This window comes from Amycolatopsis sp. NPDC059021 (genome assembly GCF_042739895.1).
Taxonomy (GTDB): Bacteria; Actinomycetota; Actinomycetes; order Mycobacteriales; family Pseudonocardiaceae; genus Amycolatopsis.
The window spans coordinates 117,921-143,793 of sequence record NZ_JBHYIQ010000005.1 but is presented as its reverse complement, the minus strand read 5'-3'; the positions used below and the strand labels follow the sequence as shown (position 1 = coordinate 143,793).

At 71.5% G+C, this 25,873-nt stretch carries 24 protein-coding genes; 7 read left to right on the top strand and 17 right to left on the bottom strand.

Annotated elements, in window-relative coordinates; translation table 11 throughout:
• Nucleotides 1–36: 36 nt before the first annotated feature.
• The 3 genes from ACFWX1_RS04460 to ACFWX1_RS04450 all read left to right on the top strand — a co-directional run bounded on the left by ACFWX1_RS04460 (nucleotide 37) and on the right by ACFWX1_RS04450 (nucleotide 2,112).
• On the top strand, nucleotides 37–843 hold the full coding sequence (locus tag ACFWX1_RS04460; protein WP_378383749.1) for an aminoglycoside adenylyltransferase family protein: 807 nt from the start codon (nucleotides 37–39) through the stop codon (nucleotides 841–843).
• A gap of 42 nt (nucleotides 844–885) precedes the next feature.
• Nucleotides 886–1,248, top strand: coding sequence for a hypothetical protein (locus ACFWX1_RS04455; protein WP_378383747.1), 363 nt, complete (start codon nucleotides 886–888; stop codon nucleotides 1,246–1,248).
• 147 nt (nucleotides 1,249–1,395) lie between these two features.
• Complete coding sequence (locus tag ACFWX1_RS04450; protein WP_378383745.1) at nucleotides 1,396–2,112, top strand: alpha/beta fold hydrolase; 717 nt, start codon at nucleotides 1,396–1,398, stop codon at nucleotides 2,110–2,112.
• 46 nt (nucleotides 2,113–2,158) lie between these two features.
• Here ACFWX1_RS04450 and ACFWX1_RS04445 read toward each other — a convergent pair whose 3' ends face one another.
• Nucleotides 2,159–3,265, bottom strand: a complete 1,107-nt coding sequence (locus ACFWX1_RS04445) for a S1 family peptidase (protein ID WP_378383743.1) — start codon at nucleotides 3,263–3,265, stop codon at nucleotides 2,159–2,161.
• A gap of 300 nt (nucleotides 3,266–3,565) precedes the next feature.
• Here ACFWX1_RS04445 and ACFWX1_RS04440 point away from each other — a divergent pair, with 300 nt between their 5' ends.
• The 3 genes from ACFWX1_RS04440 to car all read left to right on the top strand — a co-directional run bounded on the left by ACFWX1_RS04440 (nucleotide 3,566) and on the right by car (nucleotide 9,596).
• Nucleotides 3,566–4,363 carry a hypothetical protein gene (locus ACFWX1_RS04440; RefSeq protein WP_378383742.1) on the top strand — a complete coding sequence of 266 codons (798 nt, stop codon included), beginning with the start codon at nucleotides 3,566–3,568 and terminating at the stop codon, nucleotides 4,361–4,363.
• A gap of 47 nt (nucleotides 4,364–4,410) precedes the next feature.
• Complete coding sequence (locus tag ACFWX1_RS04435) at nucleotides 4,411–5,754, top strand: amidase family protein (protein ID WP_378383740.1); 1,344 nt, start codon at nucleotides 4,411–4,413, stop codon at nucleotides 5,752–5,754.
• 344 nt (nucleotides 5,755–6,098) lie between these two features.
• The gene (gene car / locus ACFWX1_RS04430) at nucleotides 6,099–9,596 is read left to right on the top strand and encodes a carboxylic acid reductase (protein ID WP_378383738.1); all 3,498 of its coding nucleotides are present in this window, start codon (nucleotides 6,099–6,101) and stop codon (nucleotides 9,594–9,596) included.
• Between the two features lie 96 nt (nucleotides 9,597–9,692).
• On the opposite strand, the gene fahA is transcribed toward car, so the two are convergent.
• The 8 genes from fahA to ACFWX1_RS04390 all read right to left on the bottom strand — a co-directional run bounded on the left by fahA (nucleotide 9,693) and on the right by ACFWX1_RS04390 (nucleotide 17,118).
• A complete protein-coding gene (fahA, locus tag ACFWX1_RS04425; protein ID WP_378383736.1) occupies nucleotides 9,693–10,871 on the bottom strand; it encodes a fumarylacetoacetase in 1,179 nt (392 codons plus the stop codon).
• On the bottom strand, nucleotides 10,868–11,695 hold the full coding sequence (locus ACFWX1_RS04420) for a hypothetical protein (RefSeq protein ID WP_378383734.1): 828 nt from the start codon (nucleotides 11,693–11,695) through the stop codon (nucleotides 10,868–10,870). Before ACFWX1_RS04420 ends, fahA begins: the two co-directional genes overlap by 4 nt.
• A gap of 88 nt (nucleotides 11,696–11,783) precedes the next feature.
• Nucleotides 11,784–12,308 (bottom strand): MarR family winged helix-turn-helix transcriptional regulator, encoded by a 525-nt coding sequence (locus ACFWX1_RS04415; RefSeq protein WP_378383732.1) that lies wholly within the window; start codon nucleotides 12,306–12,308, stop codon nucleotides 11,784–11,786.
• A gap of 9 nt (nucleotides 12,309–12,317) precedes the next feature.
• Nucleotides 12,318–13,646, bottom strand: a complete 1,329-nt coding sequence (locus ACFWX1_RS04410) for an MFS transporter (RefSeq protein ID WP_378383730.1) — start codon at nucleotides 13,644–13,646, stop codon at nucleotides 12,318–12,320.
• Nucleotides 13,647–13,675: 29 nt separating this feature from the next.
• A complete protein-coding gene (locus ACFWX1_RS04405; protein WP_378383728.1) occupies nucleotides 13,676–15,085 on the bottom strand; it encodes an FAD-dependent oxidoreductase in 1,410 nt (469 codons plus the stop codon).
• Complete coding sequence (locus ACFWX1_RS04400; RefSeq protein WP_378383726.1) at nucleotides 15,082–15,861, bottom strand: SDR family NAD(P)-dependent oxidoreductase; 780 nt, start codon at nucleotides 15,859–15,861, stop codon at nucleotides 15,082–15,084. The genes ACFWX1_RS04405 and ACFWX1_RS04400 overlap by 4 nt, the downstream gene beginning before the upstream one ends.
• Nucleotides 15,854–16,663, bottom strand: coding sequence for an SDR family NAD(P)-dependent oxidoreductase (locus tag ACFWX1_RS04395; RefSeq protein ID WP_378383724.1), 810 nt, complete (start codon nucleotides 16,661–16,663; stop codon nucleotides 15,854–15,856). Before ACFWX1_RS04395 ends, ACFWX1_RS04400 begins: the two co-directional genes overlap by 8 nt.
• Complete coding sequence (locus tag ACFWX1_RS04390) at nucleotides 16,660–17,118, bottom strand: nuclear transport factor 2 family protein (RefSeq protein ID WP_378383722.1); 459 nt, start codon at nucleotides 17,116–17,118, stop codon at nucleotides 16,660–16,662. Before ACFWX1_RS04390 ends, ACFWX1_RS04395 begins: the two co-directional genes overlap by 4 nt.
• A gap of 108 nt (nucleotides 17,119–17,226) precedes the next feature.
• Between ACFWX1_RS04390 and ACFWX1_RS04385 the strand changes: the two genes are divergently transcribed.
• Nucleotides 17,227–17,922: an IclR family transcriptional regulator gene (locus tag ACFWX1_RS04385; RefSeq protein ID WP_378383720.1), complete on the top strand. Its 696-nt coding sequence runs from the start codon at nucleotides 17,227–17,229 to the stop codon at nucleotides 17,920–17,922.
• Nucleotides 17,923–17,997: 75 nt separating this feature from the next.
• Here the strand turns inward: ACFWX1_RS04385 and ACFWX1_RS04380 are convergent, their stop codons facing one another.
• From ACFWX1_RS04380 to ACFWX1_RS04345, 8 genes are read right to left on the bottom strand one after another with little or no spacing between them, the layout of a single operon-like run.
• Nucleotides 17,998–18,135 carry a hypothetical protein gene (locus tag ACFWX1_RS04380; RefSeq protein ID WP_378383718.1) on the bottom strand — a complete coding sequence of 46 codons (138 nt, stop codon included), beginning with the start codon at nucleotides 18,133–18,135 and terminating at the stop codon, nucleotides 17,998–18,000.
• Between the two features lie 48 nt (nucleotides 18,136–18,183).
• Nucleotides 18,184–19,401: a GNAT family N-acetyltransferase gene (locus tag ACFWX1_RS04375; protein WP_378383716.1), complete on the bottom strand. Its 1,218-nt coding sequence runs from the start codon at nucleotides 19,399–19,401 to the stop codon at nucleotides 18,184–18,186.
• A 28-nt stretch (nucleotides 19,402–19,429) separates the two neighbouring features.
• On the bottom strand, nucleotides 19,430–20,083 hold the full coding sequence (locus ACFWX1_RS04370) for a YitT family protein (protein WP_378383714.1): 654 nt from the start codon (nucleotides 20,081–20,083) through the stop codon (nucleotides 19,430–19,432).
• Nucleotides 20,084–20,086: 3 nt separating this feature from the next.
• On the bottom strand, nucleotides 20,087–21,145 hold the full coding sequence (locus ACFWX1_RS04365; protein WP_378383712.1) for a TauD/TfdA family dioxygenase: 1,059 nt from the start codon (nucleotides 21,143–21,145) through the stop codon (nucleotides 20,087–20,089).
• Nucleotides 21,142–22,377 carry an ATP-grasp domain-containing protein gene (locus ACFWX1_RS04360; RefSeq protein WP_378383710.1) on the bottom strand — a complete coding sequence of 412 codons (1,236 nt, stop codon included), beginning with the start codon at nucleotides 22,375–22,377 and terminating at the stop codon, nucleotides 21,142–21,144. Before ACFWX1_RS04360 ends, ACFWX1_RS04365 begins: the two co-directional genes overlap by 4 nt.
• Nucleotides 22,374–23,882: a lyase family protein gene (locus ACFWX1_RS04355; protein ID WP_378383708.1), complete on the bottom strand. Its 1,509-nt coding sequence runs from the start codon at nucleotides 23,880–23,882 to the stop codon at nucleotides 22,374–22,376. Before ACFWX1_RS04355 ends, ACFWX1_RS04360 begins: the two co-directional genes overlap by 4 nt.
• A complete protein-coding gene (locus tag ACFWX1_RS04350; protein WP_378383706.1) occupies nucleotides 23,879–24,919 on the bottom strand; it encodes a cysteine synthase family protein in 1,041 nt (346 codons plus the stop codon). Before ACFWX1_RS04350 ends, ACFWX1_RS04355 begins: the two co-directional genes overlap by 4 nt.
• Nucleotides 24,916–25,863, bottom strand: coding sequence for a hypothetical protein (locus ACFWX1_RS04345; RefSeq protein WP_378383704.1), 948 nt, complete (start codon nucleotides 25,861–25,863; stop codon nucleotides 24,916–24,918). The genes ACFWX1_RS04350 and ACFWX1_RS04345 overlap by 4 nt, the downstream gene beginning before the upstream one ends.
• Between the last annotated feature and the right edge of the window lie 10 nt (nucleotides 25,864–25,873).

Below are 25,873 nucleotides of genomic sequence, written 5' to 3'. Positions count from 1 at the left end.
ATGCGCGCTCCCGGCCGGGTCGGCGACGATGGGGCGATGGATCAGCTGCGGGAGATCGTCCGGTTGTTCGGTGGCCGCCCGGAAGTCCTCGGCGTCTACCTCCACGGATCCGCCGTGCTCGGCGGTCTGCGGCCCGCGAGCGACCTGGACGTCCTTGTTGTCTCACAACGGCGGATGGACGACCGGGAACGGCGTGCGCTCCTCGACGCGCTCCTCGGGATCTCCGGTTTCGAAGCGGGGTTGCGGCCGGTCGAGCTCACGGTCGTCGTGCAGTCCGACGTCCGTCCGTGGCGCTACCCGCCGGTCGGCGACTTTCTGTACGGCGAATGGCTGCGCGAGGACCTCGAAGCCGGTGAACCGCCGCAGCCGGAACCGATGCCGGATCTGGCGCTGGTGATCACGATGGCCCGGCGCGGTGATCGTCCCCTCGCCGGGCCGCCACCGGCGCGGGTGCTCGATCCGGTGCCGCGCGCCGATCTGGTGCGGGCCGGGATGGCGGGTCTCCCCGAACTGCTGGACACCGTGGACCACGACACCCGCAACGTGGTGCTCACCCTCGCGCGGATCTGGAGCACGCTGGCCTCGGGCGGGATCCGCTCGAAGGACGCGGCCGCGGACTGGGCACTGGCCCGGCTCCCGCCGGAGCATCGCGCGGTCCTGGCCCACGCCAAGGAGTTGTACCTCGGCAGCCGGTACTCGGAGGAAAGCTGGAGCGACGAGCTGACGGCGCGGGTGCGGCCACACGTCGCGTACGTGCACCGCGAGATCGAGCGGTTGTGGCGATCACGCGGTGAATCCGGAACCGTGGGCGAAACGGGTACTGTCGCTGCTCCGCCTGGCTGAGAACGCGCGCCGCGTGGCCCGGAATTGTCGGGGGTGTCGGGCATGCTGGTGGACGTGGACGACCGATACGAGGCCTACGACGATCCGCCGACGCTCTTCGCGGTGGATCGCACACCGCTGCGCACGTTCCGGCGCCGCATGCCGCCTCATCACCGGCGAGGGCCACTCCGCCCGGACGACCTGGCGGGCTGGGTGGCCCGGCACGCCGGTGGCGTCCGCGGCCGCGCCCCGTCCGGCACGGTGCACCGCATGCTCCCGGACGACTGGCTCCCCGCGTGCGGGGCCGGGCTGAACGGGTGGAACCCGGAGCAGCTCACCCCGGTCGACGAGCCGGTGAGCTGCGGGCGCTGCGAGGCACTCGTCGAGCAGGGAAGGCCGGGTGAGCAGCAGCTCGCGCTGTTCTGACTGTCCACACGCGACAGCCGGACGTCCCTGGCGCACCCCGGAGCGCGGCCCGATCTGGCGGACAGCCCGCGTCCCGTGAACCTCGGACCGGCGGGAATGGTGGGCGGGCGCCGGAAATCGTCGGTGGGCGAGGATAGAGTCCGGGGAGTGACCATCGACCTCGGACCGGTCCGCACCGGCACCGCGCCGGCCGGCGACCTGACCATCGGCTTTCGCGAGTTCGGCGACCCCGCGGGGCAGCCGGTCGTGCTGCTGCACGGTCTCGGCAGCAGTGCGGCGACCTGGGACACGTTCGCGGCCGCGCTCGCCGAGGCCGGCCGCCGGGCGATCGCCCTCGACGCCCGCGGGCACGGCGGCAGCTCGCGCCCGGGGAGCTACTCGCTGGAGCTGATGATCGGCGATGTGCTGGCGTTCCTCGACCACCGCGGGCTCGACGAGGTGGACCTCGTCGGGCACTCGATGGGCGGCAGCGTCGCACAGCTGTTCGCGGCAGGCCATCCCGGGCGGGTCCGGCGGCTGGTCGTCGAGGAAGCGGCCCCGCCACCGCACACGGCCCCGGCCGAACCCCCTCCCGAGCCACCCGCCGAACCACCGGCGCCGGTCGACTACGACTGGCGGCTGGTGGCCCCGCTGTTCCGCCGGTTCCGCACCCCCGACCCGGAATGGTGGGCGCGGCTCGCCGCGATCACCGCGCCCACCCTCGTCGTCGCGGGCGGTTCCACCAGCATCGTTTCCCAGGAACGGATCCGGCTGCTCGCGGACGTGATCCCGGACGCCCGGCTCGTCGAGATCGCCGCCGGGCATCGCGTGCACCGGGACGCGCCCGGCGCGTTCGCCGAAGCCGTCCTGCCGTTCTTGTCCTGAAACGAGTACACCCCGGCACGACGGCCGGGGTGTACTCGGACCGGATTCAGTTGAGGGTGACGCCGTAGGCGCTCAGCGCGTCGCCCACCGGCTGGAAGTAGGACGTCCCGCCGCCCTTGCCGGAGGTGATGCCGAGGCCGACACTGCCGGCGAACAGGCAGCCGCCCGAGTCGCCGGGGTTGACCAGCGCGCTGGTCTGGATCAGCCCGCGCACCGCGCCCTCGGCGTAGTTCACGGTCACGTTCAGGCGCTGCACCGAGCCCGTGGTGAGGTGCGTGGTGCTGCCGCTCTTGCTGATCCGCTGCCCGACCGTCGCCGCGGCCGACGAGCTGATCTTCTGGTTCGAGCCGTTCCACAGGGTGACCGCGCCGGGCGCGCTGCCGGTGGTGTTGCGGATCAGGCCGTAGTCCTTGCCGGGGAAGGTGGACCCCTGCGACGGGCCGACGTTCCACTGCGACACCGCACGCGTGCAGTGCCCGGCGTCGACGATGTAGTTCTGACCGCCCTTGTTGGTGTTGAAGCCGACCGAGCAGCGCGTGCCACCGCCGGTGATGGCCTCACCGTTGTAGATCGCGGTGTGCATCTCGCCCGCGACCCGTTCCACCCGCACCCGGTCGCCGAGCGACTCGGCGGCCTTCAGCAGCGCGTCGGTGCCCTTCGCCGCGTCGGCCACGGTCAGCACGACCTGGTTGGTCTTCGGGTCGAGGCCGATCGAGGTGTGCGTGACCGCGGGGAGCGCTTGCAGGGCGTCCTGCGCGGCGGCCAGCGCGGCGCTGGAGTGCTTGACCAGCCTTGCCTGCGCGCCCGTCGCGGTGACCTGGTCCGCGGCGGCCTGGTCGAGCACGTTGACCACCGGTTTCGCCGCGGCGTCGAGGTAACCGTCGGCGGCACGGGCGCCGAGCGAGGTCGTGACCTTCTGCAGGGTTTCGGCGCTCGCGGCCTGCGTGCGCAGCAGCTGCGTCGCGGCCGCCTCGGTGATCCCGGCCTCCGCGGCGAGATCCGCGACGGCGGCGCGCTGGACCGTGGGCGAATAGCCCTCGATGGTGGTCGCGGTGGCGGTGGCCGGGGCGACGAAGCAGATGGCCGCGCCCGCGGCTACCAAGGTGATGGCGGAGCGGGCGACGAGACGCCGCCCTGGAGACGTTGTGCGCATACCGGCAAACTCACTTTCGCGAGGGGAGGTCCGGCGCGAGGGATACCGCGCCGTTCACGCTGGCGTAGCCCGGACACGACACCGTGGCCGGGACCGGTGATCCGGTGCGCTCAAGGGTGATTCCTGCCGAGATGCGGTAGTAGCGACTTTCGTCGCGATCCGGGAAAAATAGGTACCCCCGATCCGGCTACCGCATTGTTCCCGCGCAGCAACCGGCCCGGCGGGGGCAGCGTCCCGCCCAGGTCCTCCGGCGGCGTTTTTACCGGTGTCCCTTCGGCTCCCGGCTGCTTGACTTGCCGGATGATCGACGGGAAGGACATGTTCACCGACCTCGGGCCGCTGATCGGCAGGCACCGGGTGGACAACCGGAAGCGGTGGGCCAACGCCGCCTGGGCGCTGGTGATCGCGGTCGCCAGCGGCTGGCTGGGGCTGTGGGCCCTGCTCGGGGGCGACGCCGGCAGCGCCGGCGGCCGCAAGGTGATCGGCGTGCTGCTCGGGCTCACCCTCGTCGCCGCGATCATCACGGTCTCCCAGGCGACCCGGGCGCTGCGCGGCGGGCGGGACGAGTTCGTCGAGGTGCGGGAGCACGGCGTGGTGCACGCCGGACGGCGACGGCTCGCGGGCTGGTCGTGGGATCGGGTCACCGCGATCACCGTCAAGGGCGGCGAAGCCCGGCACGCGCTCCAACGGCACCTGGGCACGGGGTACACCTGCGTGCTCCACTTCGCCGACGGCGAGCGGGTCCGGGTGGACGGGCTCACCGCCGACCACAGCGCGGTGGGCCGGACCGCGCTGGCGCGGTGCCCGGACGCGAAGCGGCTCACCGGTGAGGAGTGGCAGCGCGAGCGCGGCGGCTGGCTGCTGGCGGGCGCCGCCGCGTGCCTCGCCGCGATCGTCGCCGGGATCCTGTACCTCGTCACACATCCCGACAGCGAGGAGCGATACGTCGACCCGGACACCGGGATCTCCGGGGAACACCTCGTCCATGGCGTCTCCGAAGCCGGGATCGCCGTCATCGTGATCGGCGGTCTGGTGTGCCTGTGCGCCGCGGGCGGCTTCCTCACTTCCTACGTTCGGGGCAAAAGACTGCCGCGGTGAGCTTTTCCGATTCCCGGACCGCCGTCCGCCTGGCAAACTGCTCCCCCATGCGACACGGCGACCACGACGTCCACGCCTCTTCGCCGGAATGGGCGGACCTAGCCGAACGGGCCAGGGAAAGCGCCAAGTCGCACGGAGCATGGATCGCTGTCGGAACGACGCCAGACGCGCGGGTAGACGGGCCGCTGGCAGGAATTCCCTTGGCGGTCAAGGACAACATCGACGTCGCGGGGTTCGCCACCACCGCCGGTAGCCCGCTCTTCGACGGTTCCGTGGCCGAGGCGGACGCCGGAGTCGTCAGCGTCCTCAAGGAGGCGGGCGCGACGGTACTGGGAAAGACGAACCTCCACGAGCTCGCGTTCGGCATCACCAGCGACAACGCGTTCACCGGCCCGGTCCGCCACCCGCTGGATCCGTCGCTGTCGGCCGGTGGTTCCAGCGGGGGCAGCGCCGTCGCCGTCGCGCTGGGCATCGTGCCGATCGGCCTCGGCACCGACACCGGCGGGTCCGTCACCATCCCGTCGGCCTTCTGCGGGATCGTCGGGTTCCGGCCGTCCACGGGCCGCTACCCCGGCGGCGGGCTGGTGAACCTGTCGCACAGCCGGGACACTGTGGGCGTCCATGCCCGCACCGTGCACGACGTCCGGATGGTCGACGAGGTGATCACCGGGACCTCGGCACCGGGCGGGCCGCTCGCCGTGGCCGGTCTGCGGATCGGCGTGCTGCGCAACCGATTCCGCGACGTCGACCCCTCCGTCGCGGCCGCCGCGCACGCCGCGCTGGCCGCGCTCGAAGAAGCCGGTGCGAAGCTCGTCGACGTCGAGGGACGCGACGACCTCACGACGGCCATCGAGTCCGGGATCGAGATCGTCCGCTTCGAATGCGCGCGCCTGCTGCGGCAGCGGCTGGTGCTCACCGGGTCACCGCTGGCCACCTCCGGATTCGACGAGATCGCGTCGCACGTCGCCTCACCGGACGTCCGCGCGTTGATCGAGGGCTTGGCCTCCGCACCCGCGACCGCGGAGCGCTATGCCGCCGCGTGCGCTGCCCGCTGGCGCTTGCGCGCGGCCTACCGGGAAGCGTTCGAAGCCTCTGGCGCCGAGGCACTGCTCTGGCCCACCTGCCCCGTCCCGCCGTCTCGCATCGGCGAGAACGAGACGGTCGTGCTCAACGGGCGCACCCTGCCGCGCTTCCCGGCCGTCATCCGCAACACCGAGCCGGGCACCGTCGCCGGCCAGCCCGCGGTGACCGTGCCCGCGCCGGCCACCCCCGGCACGCTGCCGGTCGGGATGTGCCTCGAAGGCCGGATCTTCGAAGACGGCGAGCTGCTCCGGATCGCCACCGCCGTGGAAGCCGTGTTCGCCGCGGACCGGAGCGCGACAACGTACTGATCGCGCGAATTCCGGCGAAGTACTCTCGCCATCTGGGATGTCCTTTGTGGATGTCAGCCTGTGAAATTTCACAGTGCGGTCAAGGGAATTCGGCGCATCATCGCGTCCGTGAGGCCGTGAGCGCGGAAAATCCCGTGCTCAACGGACGTTCACGGCGATGTCCCCACAGGACAGTCCACCTGTACCAGCCGTGACGGAGCAGACACAAGGAGTTCCAGATCACAGGGCGCTTTCCCGCGACCGTCCGAATGCGAAGCGTAAATTTAGTTGTAGTGCACATCTACTTTCCGGTGTCAGTGCCGCCACCGGAACCCAGGAGGTCGAGACCCAAGGAGGGCTGAACGATGGCGAACAACGCCGGGGCCGACGAACGGGAAGCACGCCGGATCGCCGAGCTGTCCAAGACGGACCCGCAGGTCCGCGACGCTCAGCCGCTCGCGGGCGTCACCGAAGCGATCCACCGGCCGGGGCTTCCGCTCGCGGAGCTCGTGGCGACGGTGATGACCGGCTACGCCGACCGGCCCGCCCTCGGCGACCGCGCCGCGGAACTGGTCACCGATCCGGCCACCGGCCGGACCACCCGGCGCCTGCTGCCGCGGTTCGACACGGTGACCTACCGCGAGCTGTGGTTCCGGGTCGACGCGATCGCTGCCGAGTGGCAGCACGACCCCCACGCCCCCGTCCACGACGGCGATTTCGTGGCCACGCTGGGATTCACCAGCGCCGACTACGCCGCGCTCGACCTCGCGTGCATCCGGCTGGGCGCGGTGTCCGTCCCGCTCCAGGCCGGTGCCACCGCGGGTCACCTCAAGCCGATCATCGCCGAGACCGGCCCGCGCCTGCTCGCCACGAGCGTCGAAAACCTGGCCACCGCCGTCGAAGTGGTCGCGGGCAGTGAATCCGTGCGGCGGCTGATCGTCTTCGACTACCACCCGGAGGTCGACGACGAGCGCGAGGAGTTCGAGGCCGCCCGCGCCAGGCTCACCGAGCTGGGCAGCGCGATCGCGCTGGACTCGCTGGCCGACGTGCTGGAGCGCGGGAAAGCGCTGCCGCCCGCGGCGGAGTTCACCGACCCGGACGAAGACCGGTTGGCGCTGCTGATCTACACCTCCGGCAGCACCGGGACGCCCAAGGGCGCCATCTACACCGACCGGCTGGTCGTCGAGCTGTGGCGCGGCTTCTGGCCGGAACGGGCCGAGCTGCCGCTCATCGGCGTCAACTTCATGCCGATGAGCCATCTGGCCGGACGCGCGGTGCTGTTCGGCACCCTCGCCAAGGGTGGCACCTCGTACTTCGTCGCGAAGAGCGATCTGTCCACGCTGTTCGAGGACATCGGGCTCGTCCGGCCGACCGAGCTCATGCTGGTCCCCCGCATCTGCGACATGCTGTTCCAGCGCTTCCAGAGCGAGCTGGACGCGCGGGGCGCGGATCGCGCCGCACACGAGGACGAGGTGAAGGCCGAACTGCGGAAGAACTTCCTCGGCGGCCGGATCGCCTGGGCGGGCTTCGGATCCGCGCCGCTTTCGGCCGAGCTGACCGCGTTCATGGAGTCCATTTTGGACCTTCCATTGCACGATGCCTACGGCTCGACGGAGGCCGGTGGCGTCCTCTTCGACCGGAAGATCACGCAGGGGCGAGTGCTCGACTACAAGCTCATCGACGTCCCGGAACTGGGCTACTTCCACACCGACTCACCGCATCCGCGCGGCGAGCTGCTGCTCAAGTCGACCACCCTCGTGCCCGGCTACTTCAAGCGTCCCGACACCACCGCCGAGGTCTTCGACGAGGACGGCTACTACCACACCGGTGACATCATGGCGGAAGTCGCGCCGGGCGAACTCGTCTACGTCGATCGGCGCAAGAACGTGCTGAAGCTTTCGCAGGGCGAGTTCGTCGCCGCGTCACGGCTCGAAGCGCTGTTCGCCGCAAGCCCGGTGATCCGGCAGATCTACGTCTACGGCAGCAGCGAGCGCGCGTACCTGCTCGCGGTCGTCGTCCCCACCCCGGAGGCGCTCGAACGCGCCGGCGGCGTCACCGAGAAGGTGAAGACGCTGGTGAGCGAGTCCTTGCAGCGGATCGCCAAGGACGAAGACCTGAACTCCTACGAGATCCCGCGCGACTACCTCATCGAGACCGAGCCGTTCTCGCCGGAAAACGGCCTGCTGTCCGGGATCCGGAAACTGCTGCGGCCCCAGCTCAAGGCCCACTACGGCGAGCGGCTGGAGCAGCTGTACGCCGAGCTCGCCGACCGTGAAACCAGCGCGCTGCGCGAACTGCGCGCGACCGGGCGGGACAAGCCGGTGTTCGACACCGTCGCGCGGGCCGCCGCGGCGGTGCTCGGCTCGGCGCCCGGGGAACTCGGCCCGGACGTCCACTTCATGGACCTGGGCGGCGACTCCCTGTCCGCGTTGTCGTTTTCCACCCTGCTCAAGGAGATCTTCGGCGTCGAGGTGCCGGTGGGCGTCGTCATCAGCGCGGCCAACAACCTCGGCGCGCTGGCGGACTACGTCGAAAAGGCCCTCCAGCCGGGAGCGAAGCGGCCGACCTTCGCCACCGTCCACGGCGAGGGCAGCACCGAGGCCAGGGCCGCCGACCTCACGCTCGACAAGTTCATCGACGCGGACACCCTGGCCGGCGCGGCGGCGCTGCCCCGCCCGGACCGTCCTGTCCGGACAGTCCTGCTCACCGGCGCGAACGGCTACCTCGGCCGCTTCCTGTGCCTGGAATGGCTGGAACGGCTCGCGCCGGACGGCGGCAAGGTCATCTGTGTCGTCCGCGGCAGTACCGCGGAGGCCGCCCGCAAGCGGCTCGACGACGCGTTCGAGAGCGGCGATTCCGTGTTGCGGTCGCATTTCCAGGATCTGGCCGCCGAGCATCTCGAGGTGCTCGCCGGCGACATCAGCGAACCGGATCTCGGCCTCGACGAGCCGACGTGGCGGCGGCTGGCCGCCGACGTCGACCTGATCGTGCACCCGGCCGCGCTGGTGAACCACGTACTGCCCTACGACCAGCTGTTCGGCCCGAACGTCGTCGGCACGGCCGAACTGATCCGCCTGGCGCTCACCACAAAACCCAAGCCGGTCACGTACCTCTCGACCGTGGCCGTGATCGCGGCGCAGGCCTCGTCCGGCGACGAGGAGTCCGATATCCGCGTCACCAGTCCCGTTCGCGTCCTGGACGACAGCTACGCCAACGGCTACGCGACCAGCAAATGGGCGGGCGAAGTGCTGCTGCGCGAGGCCCACGAGCGGTACGGCCTGCCGGTGGCCGTGTTCCGGTCCGACATGATCCTAGCGCACAGCCGGTACACCGGTCAGCTCAACGTGCCGGACATGTTCACCCGGCTGCTGCTCAGCCTCGTCGTCACCGGCATCGCGCCGGGTTCGTTCTACCGGACCGCCGCACCCGCCCACTACGACGGCCTGCCCGCCGACTTCACCGCCGAGGCCATCGCCACGCTCGGCGCTGGGACCACCGAGGGCTACGAGACCTACAACGTGCTCAACCCACACGAGGACGGGATCTCGCTCGACACCTACGTCGACTGGCTGACCGCGGCCGGTTACCCGATCGAACGCGTCGACGACTACGACGAGTGGTTCACCCGCTTCGAGACGGCGATCCGCACCCTGCCGGAGAAGCAGAAGCAGCACTCGCTCCTGCCGCTCCTGCACGCGTTCGCCCAGCCCGCCGAACCCGTGGCGGGCAGCGGGATCCCGACCGCGCACTTCCGCGCCGCCGTGCGCGACGCCGAAGTGGGCGCGGACAAGGACATCCCGCATGTGACGGCGTCCTTGATCCGCAAGTACGCGGACGACCTCAAGCAGCTCCACCTGATCTGACCGGCGGCTTCCGGCCGGGCGGGCTGAAGGGGACTTTCCTCTCGTCGCATGCGAGGAAAGTCCCCTTCAGCTCATGCTGTGCGAGGAAAGTCCCCTTCAGCTCTCCGGCGCCGGGAGGACGCGGCCGCGCACCTCGCCGAAGCCGATCCGGGCGCCGTCCGAGCCTGGGGCGGTGGCCGAGATGACGACCTCGTCGCCGTCCTCCAGGAAGGTGCGTTCCTCACCGGCCACCCGGATCGGCTCCTTGCCGCCCCAGGTCAGCTCGATGAACGCGCCGCGCTGGGCCTTCTCCGGTCCGGAGATGGTGCCCGAGGCATACAGGTCGCCGGTCCGCGACGACGCACCGTTGACCGTCAGATGCGCCAGCATCTGGGCGGGTGACCAGTACATCGAGCGGTACGGCGGCCGGGAGACCTCTTGCCCGTTCCAGGAGACCGACAGGTCGATGTCCAGCCCCCACGGCTCGCTCTCCCGTAGGTACGGCAAGGGTTCCGGGTCCTGCACCGGAGTGGGCACGCGGGCGGCCTCCAGTGCGAGCAGCGGCACCACCCACGGCGAGATCGACGTCGCGAAGCTCTTGCCGAGGAACGGGCCCAGCGGCACGTACTCCCAGGCCTGGATGTCGCGGGCCGACCAGTCGTTGACCAGCACCGCGCCGAACACCCGCCGGGAGAACTCCGCGGCGGGCACGGCCGAACCCAGCGGCGAACCGGTGCCGACGATGAACCCCAGTTCGGCCTCGATGTCGAGGCGGCGGCACGCGCCGAACGTCGGCGCGCTCTCGCTCGGCGCCTTGCGCTGGCCGTTCGGGCGCACGATGTCCGTACCGGAGACCACGACCGTCCCCGCCCTGCCGTGATACCCCACAGGCAGGTGTTTCCAGTTGGGCAGCAACGGTTCGGCGTCCGGCCGGAACAGCCTGCCGAGGTTCGAGGCGTGGTGTTCGGAGGCGTAGAAGTCGACGTAGTCCGCGACCTCCACCGGCAGGTGCAGCCGCACCTCGCCCACCGGGTGCACGGCGCCGTCGGGCACATCCCCGGCGATCAGTTCGGTGATCCGGCGGCGCGTCTCGACCCAGAAGTCGTATCCCCGCGCCATGAACGCGTTCAGCGTCGGCCGCGCGAAGACGTCGTCGCCGAGCGCGACGGCGAGGTCGACGACGGAATCGCCGGCCCGCACGCCGACCCGTGGCTCCGCGCCGGGTGCGGAGAACACGCCGTAAGGCAGGTTTTCCTTGCCGAACAACGAATCCCGGGGGATTTCGATCCTGGTCACGCGGTCTCTCCCTCTTCCTCGGCCAGCTCGGCCGGTACCAGGCCGAGCGCCGCCAGCTCGGTGACGGGCTCGATGACACTGCAGGTGCCGAACGACCGGAACCGCTCGCGCACCGAACCATCCACAGTGGACACGCCGGCGGCGACCTTCTCGCTGTCCCGTTCGGCGAGCACGGCGACCAGCTCGGCGTCGCCGGCGCCGGACATCGCCGCCGCGGTGGCCAGCAGCAGGTTCAGGAACCCGTGCTGTTCGAAGCCGGTCTCCGGATCGGTGTTGCGGATCGCGTGGTGCAGCCCGGCGGTCGCCTTGAACGGCACCCCGGCGTCCACGACAGCGCGGATCGCGGCGGCCAGCTCGGCTTCGTCCGGATACAGGTCGGCGCGGACCCCGCCGGTGCGGAACTTGGCCTGACGGCCCGTTTCCGCGCAGGCCGCGATGAACTCCGCGCGGCGCTCGTCACGCGGGATCTCGACGAATACGGGCACTTCGCCCGCCGGGGCCAGCGCGCCGAAGAACTCCGCGGCGCTCATCCCCTCGGGCGCCGCGATTTCGAGGCCCTGGAGCCGGACAGGCAGTTCGGCGGCGGTGGTCATCACGCCGGGCAGCTGCGCGGGCCCGCCCGGCGCGGTCACCGCCAGCTCCAGCGGACCGGCCAGGAGCGCGCCCAGCCCGTCCAACGCGGGCGCGGCGAGGATGAGCGGGCCGACCAGCTCGGCGTAACGGGAACGCCGATGCCGGGCATGCGCGGGCACGGCCTCGGGCAGGGGCTTGAGTCCCGGTGGGAACACCGCCGCGTCGTCGAGCAACCCGGCAAAGACGCTCATCAGGCCGTTCCTTCCTCCGGTTCAGGGCGATGTAGTCAAGGTATTTACTACCTGAGGGGGACGCAAGGGTCCGAGGGTCCCCTCCTGCTCAGGTACGGCCGCGCACGTCGAACTGGTCTCGGTTGGCGATGAGCTTGTCCAGCAGCATGACCAGGATGCGCTGCTCGGCCTCGGTCAGCACGTTCGTCCATTCGTACTCGCGGCGGTTCTGCCGCTCGAACACCTCGACCATCTCGCGCTGTCCGCGCTCGGTCAGCGTCAGCAGCACCGAACGCCCGTCGCTCTCGCTCGGCGCCCGGTCCAGCAGTCCGTCCCCGACCAGGGGTTTGGCCAGGTTCGACACCGCGGCGCGGCTCATCCCGGTCAGTTCGGCGGCCTTCTTCGCCTCCAGCGGACCGGCGAGCCAGGTGACGAACAGCAGCCGGAACGCCGACCACGACCGGCCCCTCGGCCGGTGCACGCTCGCCTCCAGGTCGTAGGTGACGATGCTGGACGCCCGGTTGAGCGTCAGCAGCACCTCGGTGGCCAGCTGGTGCTCGAACCCGAACTCACCGGCGAGACGGCGGTGGGCGAGCTCGATGAACGACCAGAAGTCGAGCTCGCCCTCGGCCATGATCCCGCCTCACCGTCCGGACAAGTAGTCAACGTCTAAACTACCTGACACCGGCGTCTCGCGCGGACCGCGGGAGGCCTTGAGGAACGCGAGCATCACCGCGCAGACCACCAGGCAGCCGATCGGGAAGTAGAGCCCGACGGTCACGTTGTCGGCGGTCGCGTTCTTCCCGATCACGTACGGGCCGAAGAATCCGCCCAGCGCGGCGATCGAGTTGATCGCGGCCAGCCCCACCGCGGTGTGCTCCTTGGACAGGATCCGCGAGGCGAGCGCCCAGTACGGGGCCAGGTAGCCGAGCACGCCGACCGCGACCAGCGACAGGCAGATCAGCGCTGCCACCGGCGTGTGCCGGAACTGGATCGCCCCGAACAGCCCGATCGCGGCCAGCAGCATCATCGCGATGACGTGCCCGCGCCGCTCACCCGTCCGGTCGGAGTTGCGGGCGACGAGCAGCATGCCGAGCGCGCCGACCACCCACGGGATCACGCCGAGGAAGCCGATGTTGGTGGCCGAGTACGAGGAGTCCATCTGCTTGACGATCTGCGGCAGGAAGAACGTGAACCCGTACAGCCCGCACGCCGCGAAGAAGTTGGCGACGGCAAGGTGCAGCACCCGCCGGTCCTTCATGATCCGCAGCTGCCCGAGGAAGGTTTCCTTCTGCTCCGGCACGTAGTCCTTGTCGATCTCGCCCTGCAGCCACTTGCGCTCCTCACCCGAGAGGAACCGGGCCTGAGCGGGGGTGCTGGGCAGCAGGACCAGCACGAGGACGCCGATGAGCACCGCGGGCAGGCCCTGCAGGATGAAGACCCAGCGCCAGCCCGCCAGCCCGAACCAGTGCACGTGGTCCAGGATGACGCCGCCGGTGAGGCTGCCGAGGATCATGGCCAGCGGCTGGGCGAGCGCCAGCGTCGCGATCGCGCGGCCGCGTTCCTTGCCGCGGAACCACAAGGTCAGGTACAGCAGCAGCCCCGGATAGAGCCCGGCCTCGGCGACGCCGAGCACGATCCGCGCGATGTAGAGCTGCGGGACGTCCCGCACGAATCCGGTGACGGCGGTGACGATGCCCCAGCTGATCGCGATGCGGGCGAGCCACACCCGCGCGCCCAGCTTCTTCATGATCATGTTGCTCGGCACCTCGAAGACCACGTAGGCGAGGAAGAAGATCGCCGACGCGGTGCCGAACACGGCCGTGGTGATCGCCAGTTCGCGCTGCATGCCGAGCTGGGCGTAGCTGATGTTCGAGCGGTCCATGTAGTTGAACACGTACAGCAGGGCGACCAGCGGGAGGACGCGTCTGGTCACCTTGCGGACGGTCCGGCTGCCGATGTCGGTGTCCACGGTTGTCTCCTCGTCGTTGAGGCGGATGGTCATCGGGCGGGAAAGGCGTTCGTGGCGGCGATCCGGCCCATGGTGATGGCGTTGGCGACGGCGTTGCCGCCTCCGACGTAGCGCTCGCCGAGCACGCCCGCGCCCGCCTCCCCCGCCGCGAACAGGCCGGGGATGACGTCGCCGAGTTCGTCGCGGACCGCCCCGCGCGCGTCGATCTCCAGCCCGGCGTGGGTGCAGACCAGCTCGGCGGGCAGCGTCCGCGCCGCGTAGAACGGCGGTTCGCCGATCGGTTCCGGTGGCTCGGCCGATCCCTTGTTGGCCAGCGTGCGGTGCCGCAGGAATTCGGGATCGGTCCCGTGCGGCAGCTGCTCGTTCCACCGGCGCACGGTCGCGGTCAGCGCCGGAGCGGGAACGCCGATGTGCTCGGCCAGCTGCTCCAGGCTGTCGGCGCGGACAGTGCGCCCGGCCTCGGCCTCGCGCAGCACGGCGTCGGCGTCCCAATGCGCGTACCCGGCGGGCAGCGAAAGCCGGGCGCGCTCGTCGAAGACCGTCCACACTGGACCGTTCTGCGCGTCGATGATGCCGCTGGAGACCGCGTAGGAGGCGTCCTCGTCCATGAACCGGCGGCCGCGGGCGTTGACGAGGATCCGCGACTTCGGCGGGAAACCGGACTGCCAGTGGTGCAGCCGCTGGAAATACGCGGTCGGCAGCATCAGTCCCCAGCCGTCTCCGGCCACCGCCGCGCCGGCCTGTTCACCGAACCGCAGGTGATCGCCCCGGCTGCCCGGCGCGGCGACCACGAACAGGTCCTCGCCCGCCCGCAACGCCGTCGGGTAGTACCGCGCCAGGAGCGCGGGATCCTGGGCGAAACCACCGCTGGCCACCACGACGGCGCCGGCGCGCACCTCGACGTCGTCCGCCACCACACCCGTGACCCGGCCGTTCTCCGAGATCAGCCGGTCCACCCTGGTGTTCAGCACGATCTCGGCGCCGTGTTTCCTCGCCGCCTTCGCCAGCACTTGGACGATGCCGTAGCCCTGGTCCTTCGGCACGTGCCCGCGCCAGACGTCCTCGACACCGGCCTGGCACAGGCCCGGCATGTGCGCGTTGCCCGACACTCGCGCCGGGATCTCGACGCCGAGGCCGATCAGCCATTCCAGTGCCGGGCCCGCCTGCGCGCAGAACGCCGCCACCAGGCCGGGTTCGAGCATCCAGTGGTTGAGATCCATGTAGTGCTGGAAGAACTTCTCCGGCGAGTCCTCGATCCCCAGCCCGGCCTGAACGCTCGTGCCCGCCGCGGTGAACATCCCCGCGGACAGTTGCGTGGATCCGCCGAGTTCCGCCTCGGACTCGAACAGCAGCACCCGGGCGCCCCGTTCGGCGGCGGTGACCGCGGCGGCCAGTCCGGCTCCCCCGCCGCCGATCACGATGACGTCGTACTCGCTCACAGATTTCCTCCCGTGTCCGCGAGGATCCGGTGGTAGAGCCCGTTCGAGACGAGCCCTCCGTCCACGGTGACCTCACTGCCGGTCATGTAGCTCGAGCGATGCGAGAGCAGGAACAGCACGGCCTCCGTGACTTCCTCCGGACGCGCCATCCGCCCGGCGGGGACGCTGGCGAGCGCGGCGTCGACGAAGGTGTCCGATCCCGCCAGCAGCGCCGTTTCCACCAAACCGGGATGCACCGAGTTGACCCGGATTCCCCATTTCGCGAAGTTCCCGGCGGCGGATTTCGACAGCCCGGTCAGTCCCCATTTGCTCGACGAGTACGCGGGCGAGAAGTAGCCGATCTGGCCGGAGATCGAGGAGATGTTCACGATCGAGCCGCCGCCCGAGTCCCGCATCGGCTCCGCGACGGCCTTCATGCCGTAGAACGGGCCGGACAGGTTGACGCGCAGTACCCGCTCCCAGATTTCGTCGGTGGTGTCGAGGAATTCGAGCCGCCGCGAGATCCCGGCGTTGTTGACCAGCCCGCCGAGCGAGCCGTGGGCCGCGTGGATCTCGGTCACCACCCGTGCCCAGTCGGCCGGGTCGGTGACGTCGAGCCGGTGCGCGGACGCGGACCCGCCCGCCGCGATGATCTCGTCGGCCACCCCGCCGGCGTCCGCGACGTCGGCGAGACAGACGTGCGCACCGCGGGCCGCGAGCGCGCGGGCGTGCCCGGCGCCCATGCCCGCCGCGGCACCGGTGATCAGCACGACGTCCGGGTACTCGCCGTCAGACATGCCGTGAACCGCCATCGACGGCGATGCTGTGCCCGGTGACGTACCGGGCACTGTCCGACAACAGGAACAGCAGCGGGCCCGCGACCTCCTCCGGCGAGCCGAGCCGGTGCAGCGGCACGACGTCCAGCGCGTGCTGGAGCGCGGCCGGATCCTCCTTGACCCAGCGGGTCATCTCGGTGTCGACGTAGCCGGGCGCCAGCGCGTTGACCCGGATACCGCGGTCCCCGAACTCCACTGCCAGGGATTCGGTCAGGTGCGCGACCGCGGCCTTGGACGTGCAGTAGGCGCCGCGGCCCCGCCGCACCCGCACCGCGGAAACCGAGGACATGTTGACGATCGCGCCGCCGGGCTCCATATGCCGCGCGGCGGCCTGCGCGCCGAACAGCACACCCTCCACATTGACCGACAGGGTCGCGCCGATCTGTTCGGCGGAAATCTCGTCCGCGAGCGCGAACGGGAAGATTCCCGCGTTGTTGACCCAGAAATCGAGACGGCCGAACTGATCCAGCGCCAGCTGTGCCACCGCTTCGTGGTCGTCCGCCTTCGTGACGTCGGCGCGGGTGCCGACGACGCGGCCGGGCTTCTCGTGCACCGAACCGGCGGCCAGTTCGCGGTTCAGCTCCTCGGCGGTGGCCGTCATCCGCGCCTCGTCGATGTCGGCACCGACGACGTGGACGCCGCGGGTGGCCAGCGCCGCGGTGAACCGCGCGCCCATCCCCTGCGCCGCGCCGGTGACCACGGCGACTTTGCCCGGGAACTCCGGGTAGACGGCCGTCATCGACTCGTGCCGGGTTTCACTCATGCGCTGTTCTCCTGTTCGTCGTCACGACGCACGGTGCGGCGGCGGATCCGCCAGGCCCCGGCGCCGAGGACCAGTTCGTCGGTGATCGTGGTCTGGCGGACCAGCCGCGAAGGGCCGCCCGCGGGCGTGGCCACGATCTGCAGATAGGCGTAGGCGGTGGCCGTCCCCGGCCCGCCGGGCACCACGAAGACGTTCGTGACGACGTGCCGGACGACCTCGCCGGCTTGCCGGCCGCCCGCGAAGAACCGCTCGGCGAAGCGGGTCAGCTCCGCCGTGCCCGTCACGGGTGCCGGGTAACTCGGCGAGTGGAATTCGCCGTCCGCGGTGAACGTGCCCGCCCACGCGCGAGCGTGACCGTTGTCGATGAAATGGCTCTGCGCACCGTAAAGCTGGTGGACACGCGCGAGCGTCTCGGGATCGACGTCGACGACGGCGGTGTCGAACTTGGCTGGCACTACCTACCTCCGCGGCTGCACGTCTCGCCCGACGTGCTATTATAGCACGCATTGTGCGAACTTCGGAAACAGTAGGTCGGGTTCCGCGGGCCCGTCAAGAGGAGCGTGATGTCCGAAAACCCTGTCCAGCTCGACTCGGGTATGTCGAAAACCCTCCACAACGGACTGGAGATCCTCGAACTGCTCGTGACGCACCCGCGAGGACTGACGCTCACCGAGATCGCCGACGAGATCGGTGTCCACCGCACGGTCGCCCACCGGCTCGTGCGCACGCTGGAGGCGCACCGGCTGTGCCGCCGCGACCGGTTCAAGCGCATCTCGCTGGGCAACGGGCTGGTGCGGCTCGCCGAGCCGGTCGAACAGGATCTGCGCACCCTGGCCCGGCCGATCCTCGAAGAGCTGACGGAGCTGGCGCAGTCCACCGCGCATCTCGTGGTCCGCGAGAACGAGCGGCAGGTCCGGATGCTGATGATCGTCGAACCGCGGCAGGCGCGGATGCACGTCAGTTTCCGGCCGGGACAGATCGACCCGATCGACCGCGGCTCGGCGGGGCTGGCGATGCTGGCCGCCGCGCCCGCGGCGCCGGACGAACGGGACGAGATCACCCGGGCGCGCGGCCGGGGTTTCGCCGTGTCCTACGGGGAAATCGCACCCTCGGTCATCGGCATCTCCGCGACGGTCCCGCATCGCGACCCGGCCGGGGGAATCAGCATCGGCCTGTCGCTGTTCGAGGCACCGGACGAAGAACGCCTCGGCCGCGCCGTGGTCGACGCGGCGCAGCGGCTGGGCTCACTCCTGCGCTGACGCACATCAGGTCCGCTCGGCAAGGCCGATGCCGCCGCAGGAGTTCCCGGGGCGGCGTCTCCCGGCACACTCAGCTCACGCCCGGAGGGACGGCCAGTCGATGTCCTCGCCGCCGGCCCGCCGCACACGGCCGGAGATCCGGGCGATCGTCGTCGGGGTCCACGAGTGGACCGCGGCCGGGGAGCTCGCTCGGGTGGTCGATCTGGGAGACATCAGCGGTTCTTCCTTCACGGGACTGGTACGCGGTCGCGCCACGGGCGGTCAGAAGACGATGGTGCAGTGCGGCAGCGGTGTGTGGCCGAACGCGGCGTCGGCCACGGCGAGCAGCTCCGGGTCGCGGGCACGGACCCGGCCCGCGGCGGCCAGTGCGGCCAGGCTGGTGCCGCCCAGATAGACCGCGCCCAGCTCGGCCACGTCGAGGGCGAGGTCCGGTTCCCCCGATCCCCGTTCCACGACGGCCTTTCCCGACTCGTCGGCGACCAGCCGCCACAGCCCGGCATTGCCCGGCAGGAGCGCGTCGGTGACGGAAAAGGTGATGGACAGGGCGGTGCGATACCGCCTGAGCGCCAGTGCCCCGGGGACATCGGCCAGCCGGACCCACATCCCGTCCCGCACCGCCTGCTCGGCCGCGCGGGGATCGGCGAGCATGTGCAGCACCGGTTCGTCCGGTGTGGACAGTTCGAAATGGACGGACCCGCTGAGGTCGAGCCCGAGCACGTGACGCCAGAGCGCGGCGCGGACGGTGGTGTCCACGGCGGCCAGGTCCCGGATGTGCAGCTCGTGCCGCCGCCCCGCCGGCGTCACCTTCGGCACGACGCGATAGACGAGGTATCCGCCGTCGTGCAAGGCGAAGCGCAGGTCCGAAGGAGCCGCACCGCCGACCGGGTCCTCCAGCAAGAGCGTCCAATGCCCGTCGTCCCGGTGCAGCCAGCCGGCGTGGGATGGCGCGATCCGGTCGTGCAGCTCGCGGATCGCCGCCATCGCCCGCTGCCTCGGCAGTTCCCTGACCCGGCCCTCGGCGATCGGCACGCCGGGGCGCAGCCTCGCGCCGTGCCGGACGACGAGCGGGCCCTGCCAGGTGGCCGGGGCGTACCCGAAGCGCGTGTAGAGCGCGCCCTGCGACGGCCACAGCGCGCTGAGAACGGGCCCGTGTTCAGCGAGGTCCGCCAGCTGGTGCCGCACCAGGGTGGCGAAAACCCCGCGCCTGCGGTGGCTCGGTGACACCGCCACCGAGGTGACCGCGCTGACCTGCGCGACGATCCCGCCGGGCAGCGTCATCGGCCGGGTCGGCGCGGCGGCGACACCGACCAGCTCGGTGCCGTCGAAAACCCCGTAGTGCGCGCCAGGACGGGCATGGAAGGCCGCGCGCTCGCGCACCAGGCCCGCGGGCGGGATCTGCCCGAGGAACGCGTCGTTGAGCACGGTGAGATAGGCGTCCACCGCGCTCGTTTCCAGGCGGGTCACCCGCAGCTCGGTCACTTTCGCTCTCCTCGTCGAAGCGGAACGTTCAGTCCGCGGCCCGCGCGCCGGCGCGGTCCGCCCGGATGGTCAGCGCGGGCAGGAACGCCTGGGCCAGCGGGCCGATCGAGACCGCGTAGAGCACGGTGCCGACGCCGAAGGTCCCGCCGAGCAGCCAGCCCGCGACGACCACGGCCACTTCGAGCAGGGTCCGCACCAGCCGCACGGAACCACCGGTGCGCGCCACCAGGCCGGTCATCAGCCCGTCCCGCGGCCCCGGCCCGAGCCTCGCGCCGATGTAGCAGGCGGTGGCGACGCCGTTGAGCACGATGCCGCCCGCCATCACCGCCGAGCGCAGCACCAGGCCGTCCAGCTGCGGGACCAGCGCCAGGGTCAGGTCGACCGCCAGCGCGATGACGATCACGTTGGCCACCGTGCCGATCCCGGGCCGCTGCCGGAGCGGGATCCAGGCCAGCAGCACGATCACCGCGGTGATCGCGGTGATCACGCCGAAGCTGAGCGGCAGATGCTTGTGGAGACCTTCGTGCAGCACGTCCCACGGCGTGAGGCCGAGATGGGCCCGGACCAGCATCGCCATGCTGGCGCCATAGAGGGTCAGCCCGCCCAGCAGCTGCACGAGCCGCCGCACCGGGCTGACCCGGATCGTCAACGGTGAGAGGTCCGACGCCTCGCGCGCGGCCACGGCTCAGGCACCGTCCCCTGGCAGCGGCAGCGGGGCGCAGACCCGGGAGCCACGCGGGCGCATCACCGCGGACGCGCGGATGTCGGCGACGGTGAAACACCGGCGCAGCCAGCGATCCGTACCGTCGTAGCGTGGCCGGAAACCGGTCCGGCCGTGCACGGCCCGCCGGTTGTCCACGATCATCAGGTCCCCCGGTTCCAGCACCGTCCCGCGCAGTTCCGCCATCACCGCCGCGCGCAGCGCCAGCAGCGCGGCATCCGCGTCCTCGTCGAGGCTCTCGGTCGCGCCGAAGACGACCGAGACGTCCGGATCGGCCACCGGGCCGGTGAGGATCGCCGAGGCCGGGGCGTACCGCGCCGGTCCGCTGCCGGTGAACGAGGTGCTCAGCCGGGTGCGGAACCGCGGCTGCCGCAGGATGTCCACAGTGGACTCGTCGAGCGACGGCAGCACTCCGCGCATGCTGCCGACCACGGTGAGCCCGGCCAGTTCGTGGTCGCCCCGCAGGCAGTGCAGGGTGAGGAAGTCGGGGCGGAAGGGGTGGAAGGTGTCCTCGACGTGCAGTTCGAGCAGCGCGCTGTTGCTGTTCTCCTGCCGGGTTTCCGCTCCCTTCACCGGGATCGTGTCCTGGACGAGCCGTCCGGCCTTCTCGTCCGCGTAGGCGATCACCCCGCCGAGCACCGAGCTGATCGCGAGCTGGCCCAGCGTCGTCACCGGCAGTTCCCGCCAGTCCCGGGGCCCCATCCCGTCCGGCGGTGTCGGCGGCAGCGAAACGTCCACCGGCACCCGGCGCAGGATCAGCCCGCCGATGTCGTTGCCGTCGTCCCGGAAGGCGATCAGCTCACGCAGGATCCGGGGCGGCAGCGAGCGGCCCAGCGCCTCGGCGGCCGCGAGCAGCCCGGGGTGATCCAGCGGGAGGTCTTCGACCTCGTGGAGCAGCAACGCGATGCCGGTCAGCAGGGACGTCCTCTCGTCGTCGGAGAACTCCAGCACACACGTGCCGGGCAGCGGCGCGCAGCTCCAGTCGGCACGCTCGCTCAGTGCGGTGGTTCGGGCTTCGGTCACGACGGCACACTCCCCTTGTCTTGTCCGGTCTGGTTTTCTTCCTGTACTGACACGCGGATCCGCCGCAGGGCTCGTTCGGCCAGCGCGCCGGCCGACACCGCCGAAGTCCCGGTGGCGATCACGTACCCGATGCGGTCCTCGAACGAGTTCCGGCGTTCGTAGGCGGTACCGGTGCGCGGTGCGACACTCACCTCGGCCACCCCGGGAAGACCGCGGGCGTCCGCGACACCGTCGATCGCCCGGACGATCCCGTCACGACCGGGGATCACGAACCGGATGGCGGCGTGGCGCCGCAGCGTGGGAGTCACCTTCGGGGTACCGCCGGTGACCACTTCGAGCACGGCCGTGATCGGGTCGACCCCCGAAGCCAGCAGGACCAGCTGCGGGATCATCCCGCCGGCGGGGCGCGGATTCACCTCCACGACAACGGGTCCGTCCGGTCCGTACCGGAGTTCGGTGTGGGCCGCGACCGCTCCCGCGCCGAGTGCGGACAGCGCCCGGAGCGCCTCGCCGGCGATCAGGCCGGCGGTTTCGGCGGGCAGGGCGGCCGGGAAGTCGTGCCCGGTCTCGACGAAGTGGGGCTCGGGCCCGAGCAGGGTCGCGGTCACCCCGAGCACGTGGGTTCCCACGGTCTCCACGGAGAACTCCGCACCGGCCAGCTGCTGCTCGACCAGGACCATCGGGGCACCGGCCGGTGCGAGCAGGCGCTCCGCCCAGCTCCCGGCCTCCGCGGTGGTACGACAGGAGCGGACACCCGCCGAGCCCGTGCCGGTCACCGGCTTCACCACCACCGGCAGGCCGATCTCGGCGGCCGCGGCCGCCGCCTGCGCGGGGGACGCGCACACCCGGTACGCCGGGGTCCGTAGCCCCGCGGCCGCCATCGCCCGCCGCTGCTCCCCCTTGTCACGGCACCGTTCCACCGCGTCGGCGGATTCGCCGGGCAAGCCCAGCAACGCCGCCGCGCGGGCGGTCACCAGCACGGCGCGCTCGCTGCTGGTGGTGATCCCGCGACAGCCGTCGCCCGTCACCTCCCGCACCGCGGCGGCCACCGCGGCCGGGCTGCCGGTGTCCGTGACGACGTGGTCGACGCCGTCGGCTTCGAGGTAGCCATACCGCGCCGGATCGGCGCAGAGCAGCAACGGCCGCAGGCCCAGTTCGCGAACCCGGCGCGCGAAAATCCGGCCCGTGCCGGTGGTGTTGCTCTCCACCAGCGCCACCCAGCCGGCGGTCATGAGCCACTCCTCGCCGTCAGCGCGGCCACCGCCCGCGCGAGTTCCGTTTCGGCACCTGCCCATCCCCGGCGGAGTTCGCCGAGCCTGGCCACGTCCGCCGCCCACTTCCCCGCGGCCGCGCCGAACCCGGCGGCGAAGGACGCGGGCCCCGGCCCGCCGCCGTAGTCGCTGAGCTCGGTGACGCGGGAAACGGTGCAGGCGCGCAGTTCCCGATCGAGATCGGCGTCGCTCCCGCCGAGATCGCGGGCCCGCCGCGCGACCGCCGTGGCCAGCCGGTCACCGGACACCGGCCCGGCGGCGCAGACTTCCCGCACGGCCTCGCCCACGACGCGGTGCGCCGCGCGGAACGGCATCCCCCGCCGGGTGAGCCGGTTGGCGAGCGCGGTCGCCGTGGTGCCACCGGTGTCCGCCCGTTCGAGCATGTCCGCCCCGCGCGGCCGGGCGCGAGTCAGCACCAGCCGGAGCAGGACCAGCGCGTCCAGTGTCGTGGCGAGCCCGTCCCAGACCGGGCTCGTGCCCTCGGTCCCGGCCTCCACGGAGTTACCGAACGGGGTGCCGTGCATGGCGCCCGCGGCGGCGGTCCAGGCGGCCGCCACATGCGCGCTCTTGGCACGCACGTGTTCCAGCAGGAACGGATTGCGCTTCTGCGGCATCGCGGAACTCGATCCCACCAGTTCGTCGGGCAGCGACAGCAACGGGTTCTCCGCCGTGCACCACAGCAGCAGGTCGGTCGCGAGCCTGCTCGCCGTCACCGCCAGCGCACCCGCCGCGGCGAGCGCGCGCAGCACGTGATCGCGCGCCGCGACGGCGTCCACCGAGTTCGGCACCGGGCCGTCGAACCCGAGCAGCCGGGCGGTCACCGCGGCGTCGATCGGCAGATCGGACCCCCCGATGGCGCTCGCCCCCAGTGGACATTCCCGCAGTGATCCTTCGACGGCGAACAGGTCCTCGACATGCCGTCCCATCGCCGTGGCGGCCCCGAGCAGCCAGTGCCCATAGGTGATCGGTACCGCGGGCTGGTACTGGGTGTAGGCGGGCATCACCGTGGCGCGATGACGTCGTGCCGCCGACAGCAGCACCGCGGACGACCGGAGGGTTTCCCGGAGCAGCACGGCGATCCGCTCCCGCAACCGGAGCCGCAGGGTGGTCGCCTTGAGATCGTTACGGGAACGCCCCAGATGAAGCTTGCCGCCGTGCTCGATGCCGGTGACGCCGATCAGGTGCTCCTCGTAGAGCAGGTAGGCGCCGCGAGGTGCGTGCCGCCCGCGCAGCGGCGCGAACCCGTTGTCCCGCAACGCCTGGATGTGGGTGAGCAGGACCGCGGCGGTCGGCGCGCCGATCAGCCCCGCCCGCTCCAGCATGACCACGTGTGCGAGGTCCACTGTGGACGAATGACGCAGTTCGGTGTCCAGCTCCGCGTCGACGACATCGGCGAACACGATGGCGCGCGCGGTCGCCGACAACCCCCGCGCGAGCCGTCCGGTCCCTCCCGCCGGAGGTGTCATGCGCTCACCCGCCCAGATTGCCGGTGCTCCACGAGGCTGCGGCGATCCCACCGCAGCGCGGCCCAGCCCGAAGTCGTCGTGGTGACCGAGGAAAGCCAGCGCGGACCGTCCGGCACGGGAAGGCCGGCCAGGCCGCCGGCCCGCAGCCAGTCGTCGTCATACACCGTGTCGATGTAGCGGTGCCCTTCGTCCGGCAGCATCACCACCGTGGTCGCGTCGGGATGCTCCGCCGCCCACCAGCGCGCGACGCTCACCGCCGCCCCGCTGGTCGGTCCCATGAACAGCGCGTGCCCGCGGTGCAGTTCGCGGGTCGCGGCGTACGCCTGCCCCGCGCCGATCCAATGGACCTCGTCGAACACCGCGTGGTCCACGTTGGCGGGCAGGAGGCTGTTGCCCAGTCCCCGCAGCTGCCGCTCCCCGTCCGGCTGTCCGAAAAGGACACTGCCGTGGGTGTCCACGGCCACCGCGCGCAGGCCGGGAAACGCCGAGCGCAGGTGCCGGGCGGTACCGCACATCGACCCGCCCGAGCCGACCGGGCCGACGAGGCAGTCCACCCGGCCGAGCTGGTCGGCGAGGACCTCGGCCACCAGGTGGTAGGACGCGGGATTGCCCGGATTGCCGTACTGCTCGGGGCAGAAATGGTCCGGGGTGCTCGCGCGGATCTCCGCGAGCCTGGCGAGCCGGGCGCCCTGGACACCGCCCGGCTCCCCCGCCGAGGTGACGATCTCCACCCGCGCGCCGAGATCGGTCAGCCTGCGATGCAGCCGGACGTCGATCACCGGGTCCCCGACCAGGGTCAGCGGATTGCCGGTGAGCGCGCACTCCATCGCCAGTGCCAGCCCGAAGGTGCCCGAGGTGGTCTCGATCACCGCCGTGCCGGGCCCCAGCACGCCCGCTTCCCTTGCCTGGCGCAGGATGTGCCGGGCCGGTATCAGCTTCATCAGGAAGAACGCCGCGCCGAAGAGGTTCGGTCCCAGCCGCACCACCCGGGGGACCCGGTAGGTGTCGACGACGTCCGCCAGTGTCGCGGTGCTCATCGGGCCTCCTCCCGCTCCACCGGGCGGAACAGCGACACCGCGTGGAAACCCGCCTCCGACAACAGATCCGCGCAGTCCCGCGCCCTTCTCCCCGCGCCGGGATCCCGGTCGTCGAAGATGACCCCGGCGATCGTCCCGCTGTGCGCGACCTGCACCCCGAGCCCGCCGGTCCGCCCGGCGGCCGCCCGGATCCGGGCGAGACCGCGCTTGGGCAGGAACCGCTCGTTGATCCGTCCACTGTGGTCGGCGATCTCCGCCACCGCGGCCACGTCCTGGTCACGGCAGGCCGTGCGCAGCCCGTCCAGCAGGACGGGGAACAGCGCGGCCTCGGCATCCGAGTACTCCGCAGGCGGGAGCGCGAGGGTGTCGACACCACCGTCGCCCTCGGCCGTGTCGCATCCGACGACCAGGAGCGGCGGCAGTGCGGGCAGGTGCTCCAGCACTACGCCCTCGCGATGGGCGAACAGCACCGGCTGCCGCGCGATCATGGTGGAGTCGGCCGCGCCCTCGGCCGCGACCGCGATCTCGGCGACCTCCTCGTCGGCCAGGGTCGCCCGCAGGCTGTCGGCGACGGCGCGGATCGCCGCCGTCACGTCACTGGTCGAGGAACCGAGTCCCAGCCCCGGCCGCAGGTCGCTCTGCACCGTGAGCCTGCCGCCGACCGGCCCGCCCGTCAGCCGGCGCCCGGTGAGTTCGGCGGCCGCCGCGGCCTTGCCCCGCCATGACGGGACGACCGTGACGGCGGTGGCACCCGGCTCCTCGGGCTGGAAGACCGCCACGCTGCCGCGGCCGGGGCACGGCAGGGTCACCAGTGCCCGGACGGACCGGCCGCGATCCGCGCCGAAACACCCTTGCAGCAGTTCGCCGTGATGGGAGTGCGCCCGGCCGACTCCCAGCCGGTGGGACAGAAAGGAGTGGACGGTGTCGAGTCCTTGCGAAGCCACGATGGTTACC

Coding starts and splice junctions, on each gene's coding strand:
- ACFWX1_RS04460 (WP_378383749.1), top strand. CDS start 37: ATGGATCAGCTGCGGGAGATCGTCCGGTTGTTCGGTGGCCGCCCGGAA.
- ACFWX1_RS04455 (WP_378383747.1), top strand. CDS start 886: ATGCTGGTGGACGTGGACGACCGATACGAGGCCTACGACGATCCGCCG.
- ACFWX1_RS04445 (WP_378383743.1), bottom strand. CDS start 3,265: ATGCGCACAACGTCTCCAGGGCGGCGTCTCGTCGCCCGCTCCGCCATC.
- ACFWX1_RS04440 (WP_378383742.1), top strand. CDS start 3,566: ATGATCGACGGGAAGGACATGTTCACCGACCTCGGGCCGCTGATCGGC.
- ACFWX1_RS04435 (WP_378383740.1), top strand. CDS start 4,411: ATGCGACACGGCGACCACGACGTCCACGCCTCTTCGCCGGAATGGGCG.
- car (WP_378383738.1), top strand. CDS start 6,099: ATGGCGAACAACGCCGGGGCCGACGAACGGGAAGCACGCCGGATCGCC.
- ACFWX1_RS04420 (WP_378383734.1), bottom strand. CDS start 11,695: ATGAGCGTCTTTGCCGGGTTGCTCGACGACGCGGCGGTGTTCCCACCG.
- ACFWX1_RS04415 (WP_378383732.1), bottom strand. CDS start 12,308: ATGGCCGAGGGCGAGCTCGACTTCTGGTCGTTCATCGAGCTCGCCCAC.
- ACFWX1_RS04400 (WP_378383726.1), bottom strand. CDS start 15,861: ATGTCTGACGGCGAGTACCCGGACGTCGTGCTGATCACCGGTGCCGCG.
- ACFWX1_RS04395 (WP_378383724.1), bottom strand. CDS start 16,663: ATGAGTGAAACCCGGCACGAGTCGATGACGGCCGTCTACCCGGAGTTC.
- ACFWX1_RS04385 (WP_378383720.1), top strand. CDS start 17,227: ATGTCCGAAAACCCTGTCCAGCTCGACTCGGGTATGTCGAAAACCCTC.
- ACFWX1_RS04380 (WP_378383718.1), bottom strand. CDS start 18,135: ATGTCTCCCAGATCGACCACCCGAGCGAGCTCCCCGGCCGCGGTCCAC.
- ACFWX1_RS04360 (WP_378383710.1), bottom strand. CDS start 22,377: ATGACCGCCGGCTGGGTGGCGCTGGTGGAGAGCAACACCACCGGCACG.
- ACFWX1_RS04355 (WP_378383708.1), bottom strand. CDS start 23,882: ATGACACCTCCGGCGGGAGGGACCGGACGGCTCGCGCGGGGGTTGTCG.
- ACFWX1_RS04350 (WP_378383706.1), bottom strand. CDS start 24,919: ATGAGCACCGCGACACTGGCGGACGTCGTCGACACCTACCGGGTCCCC.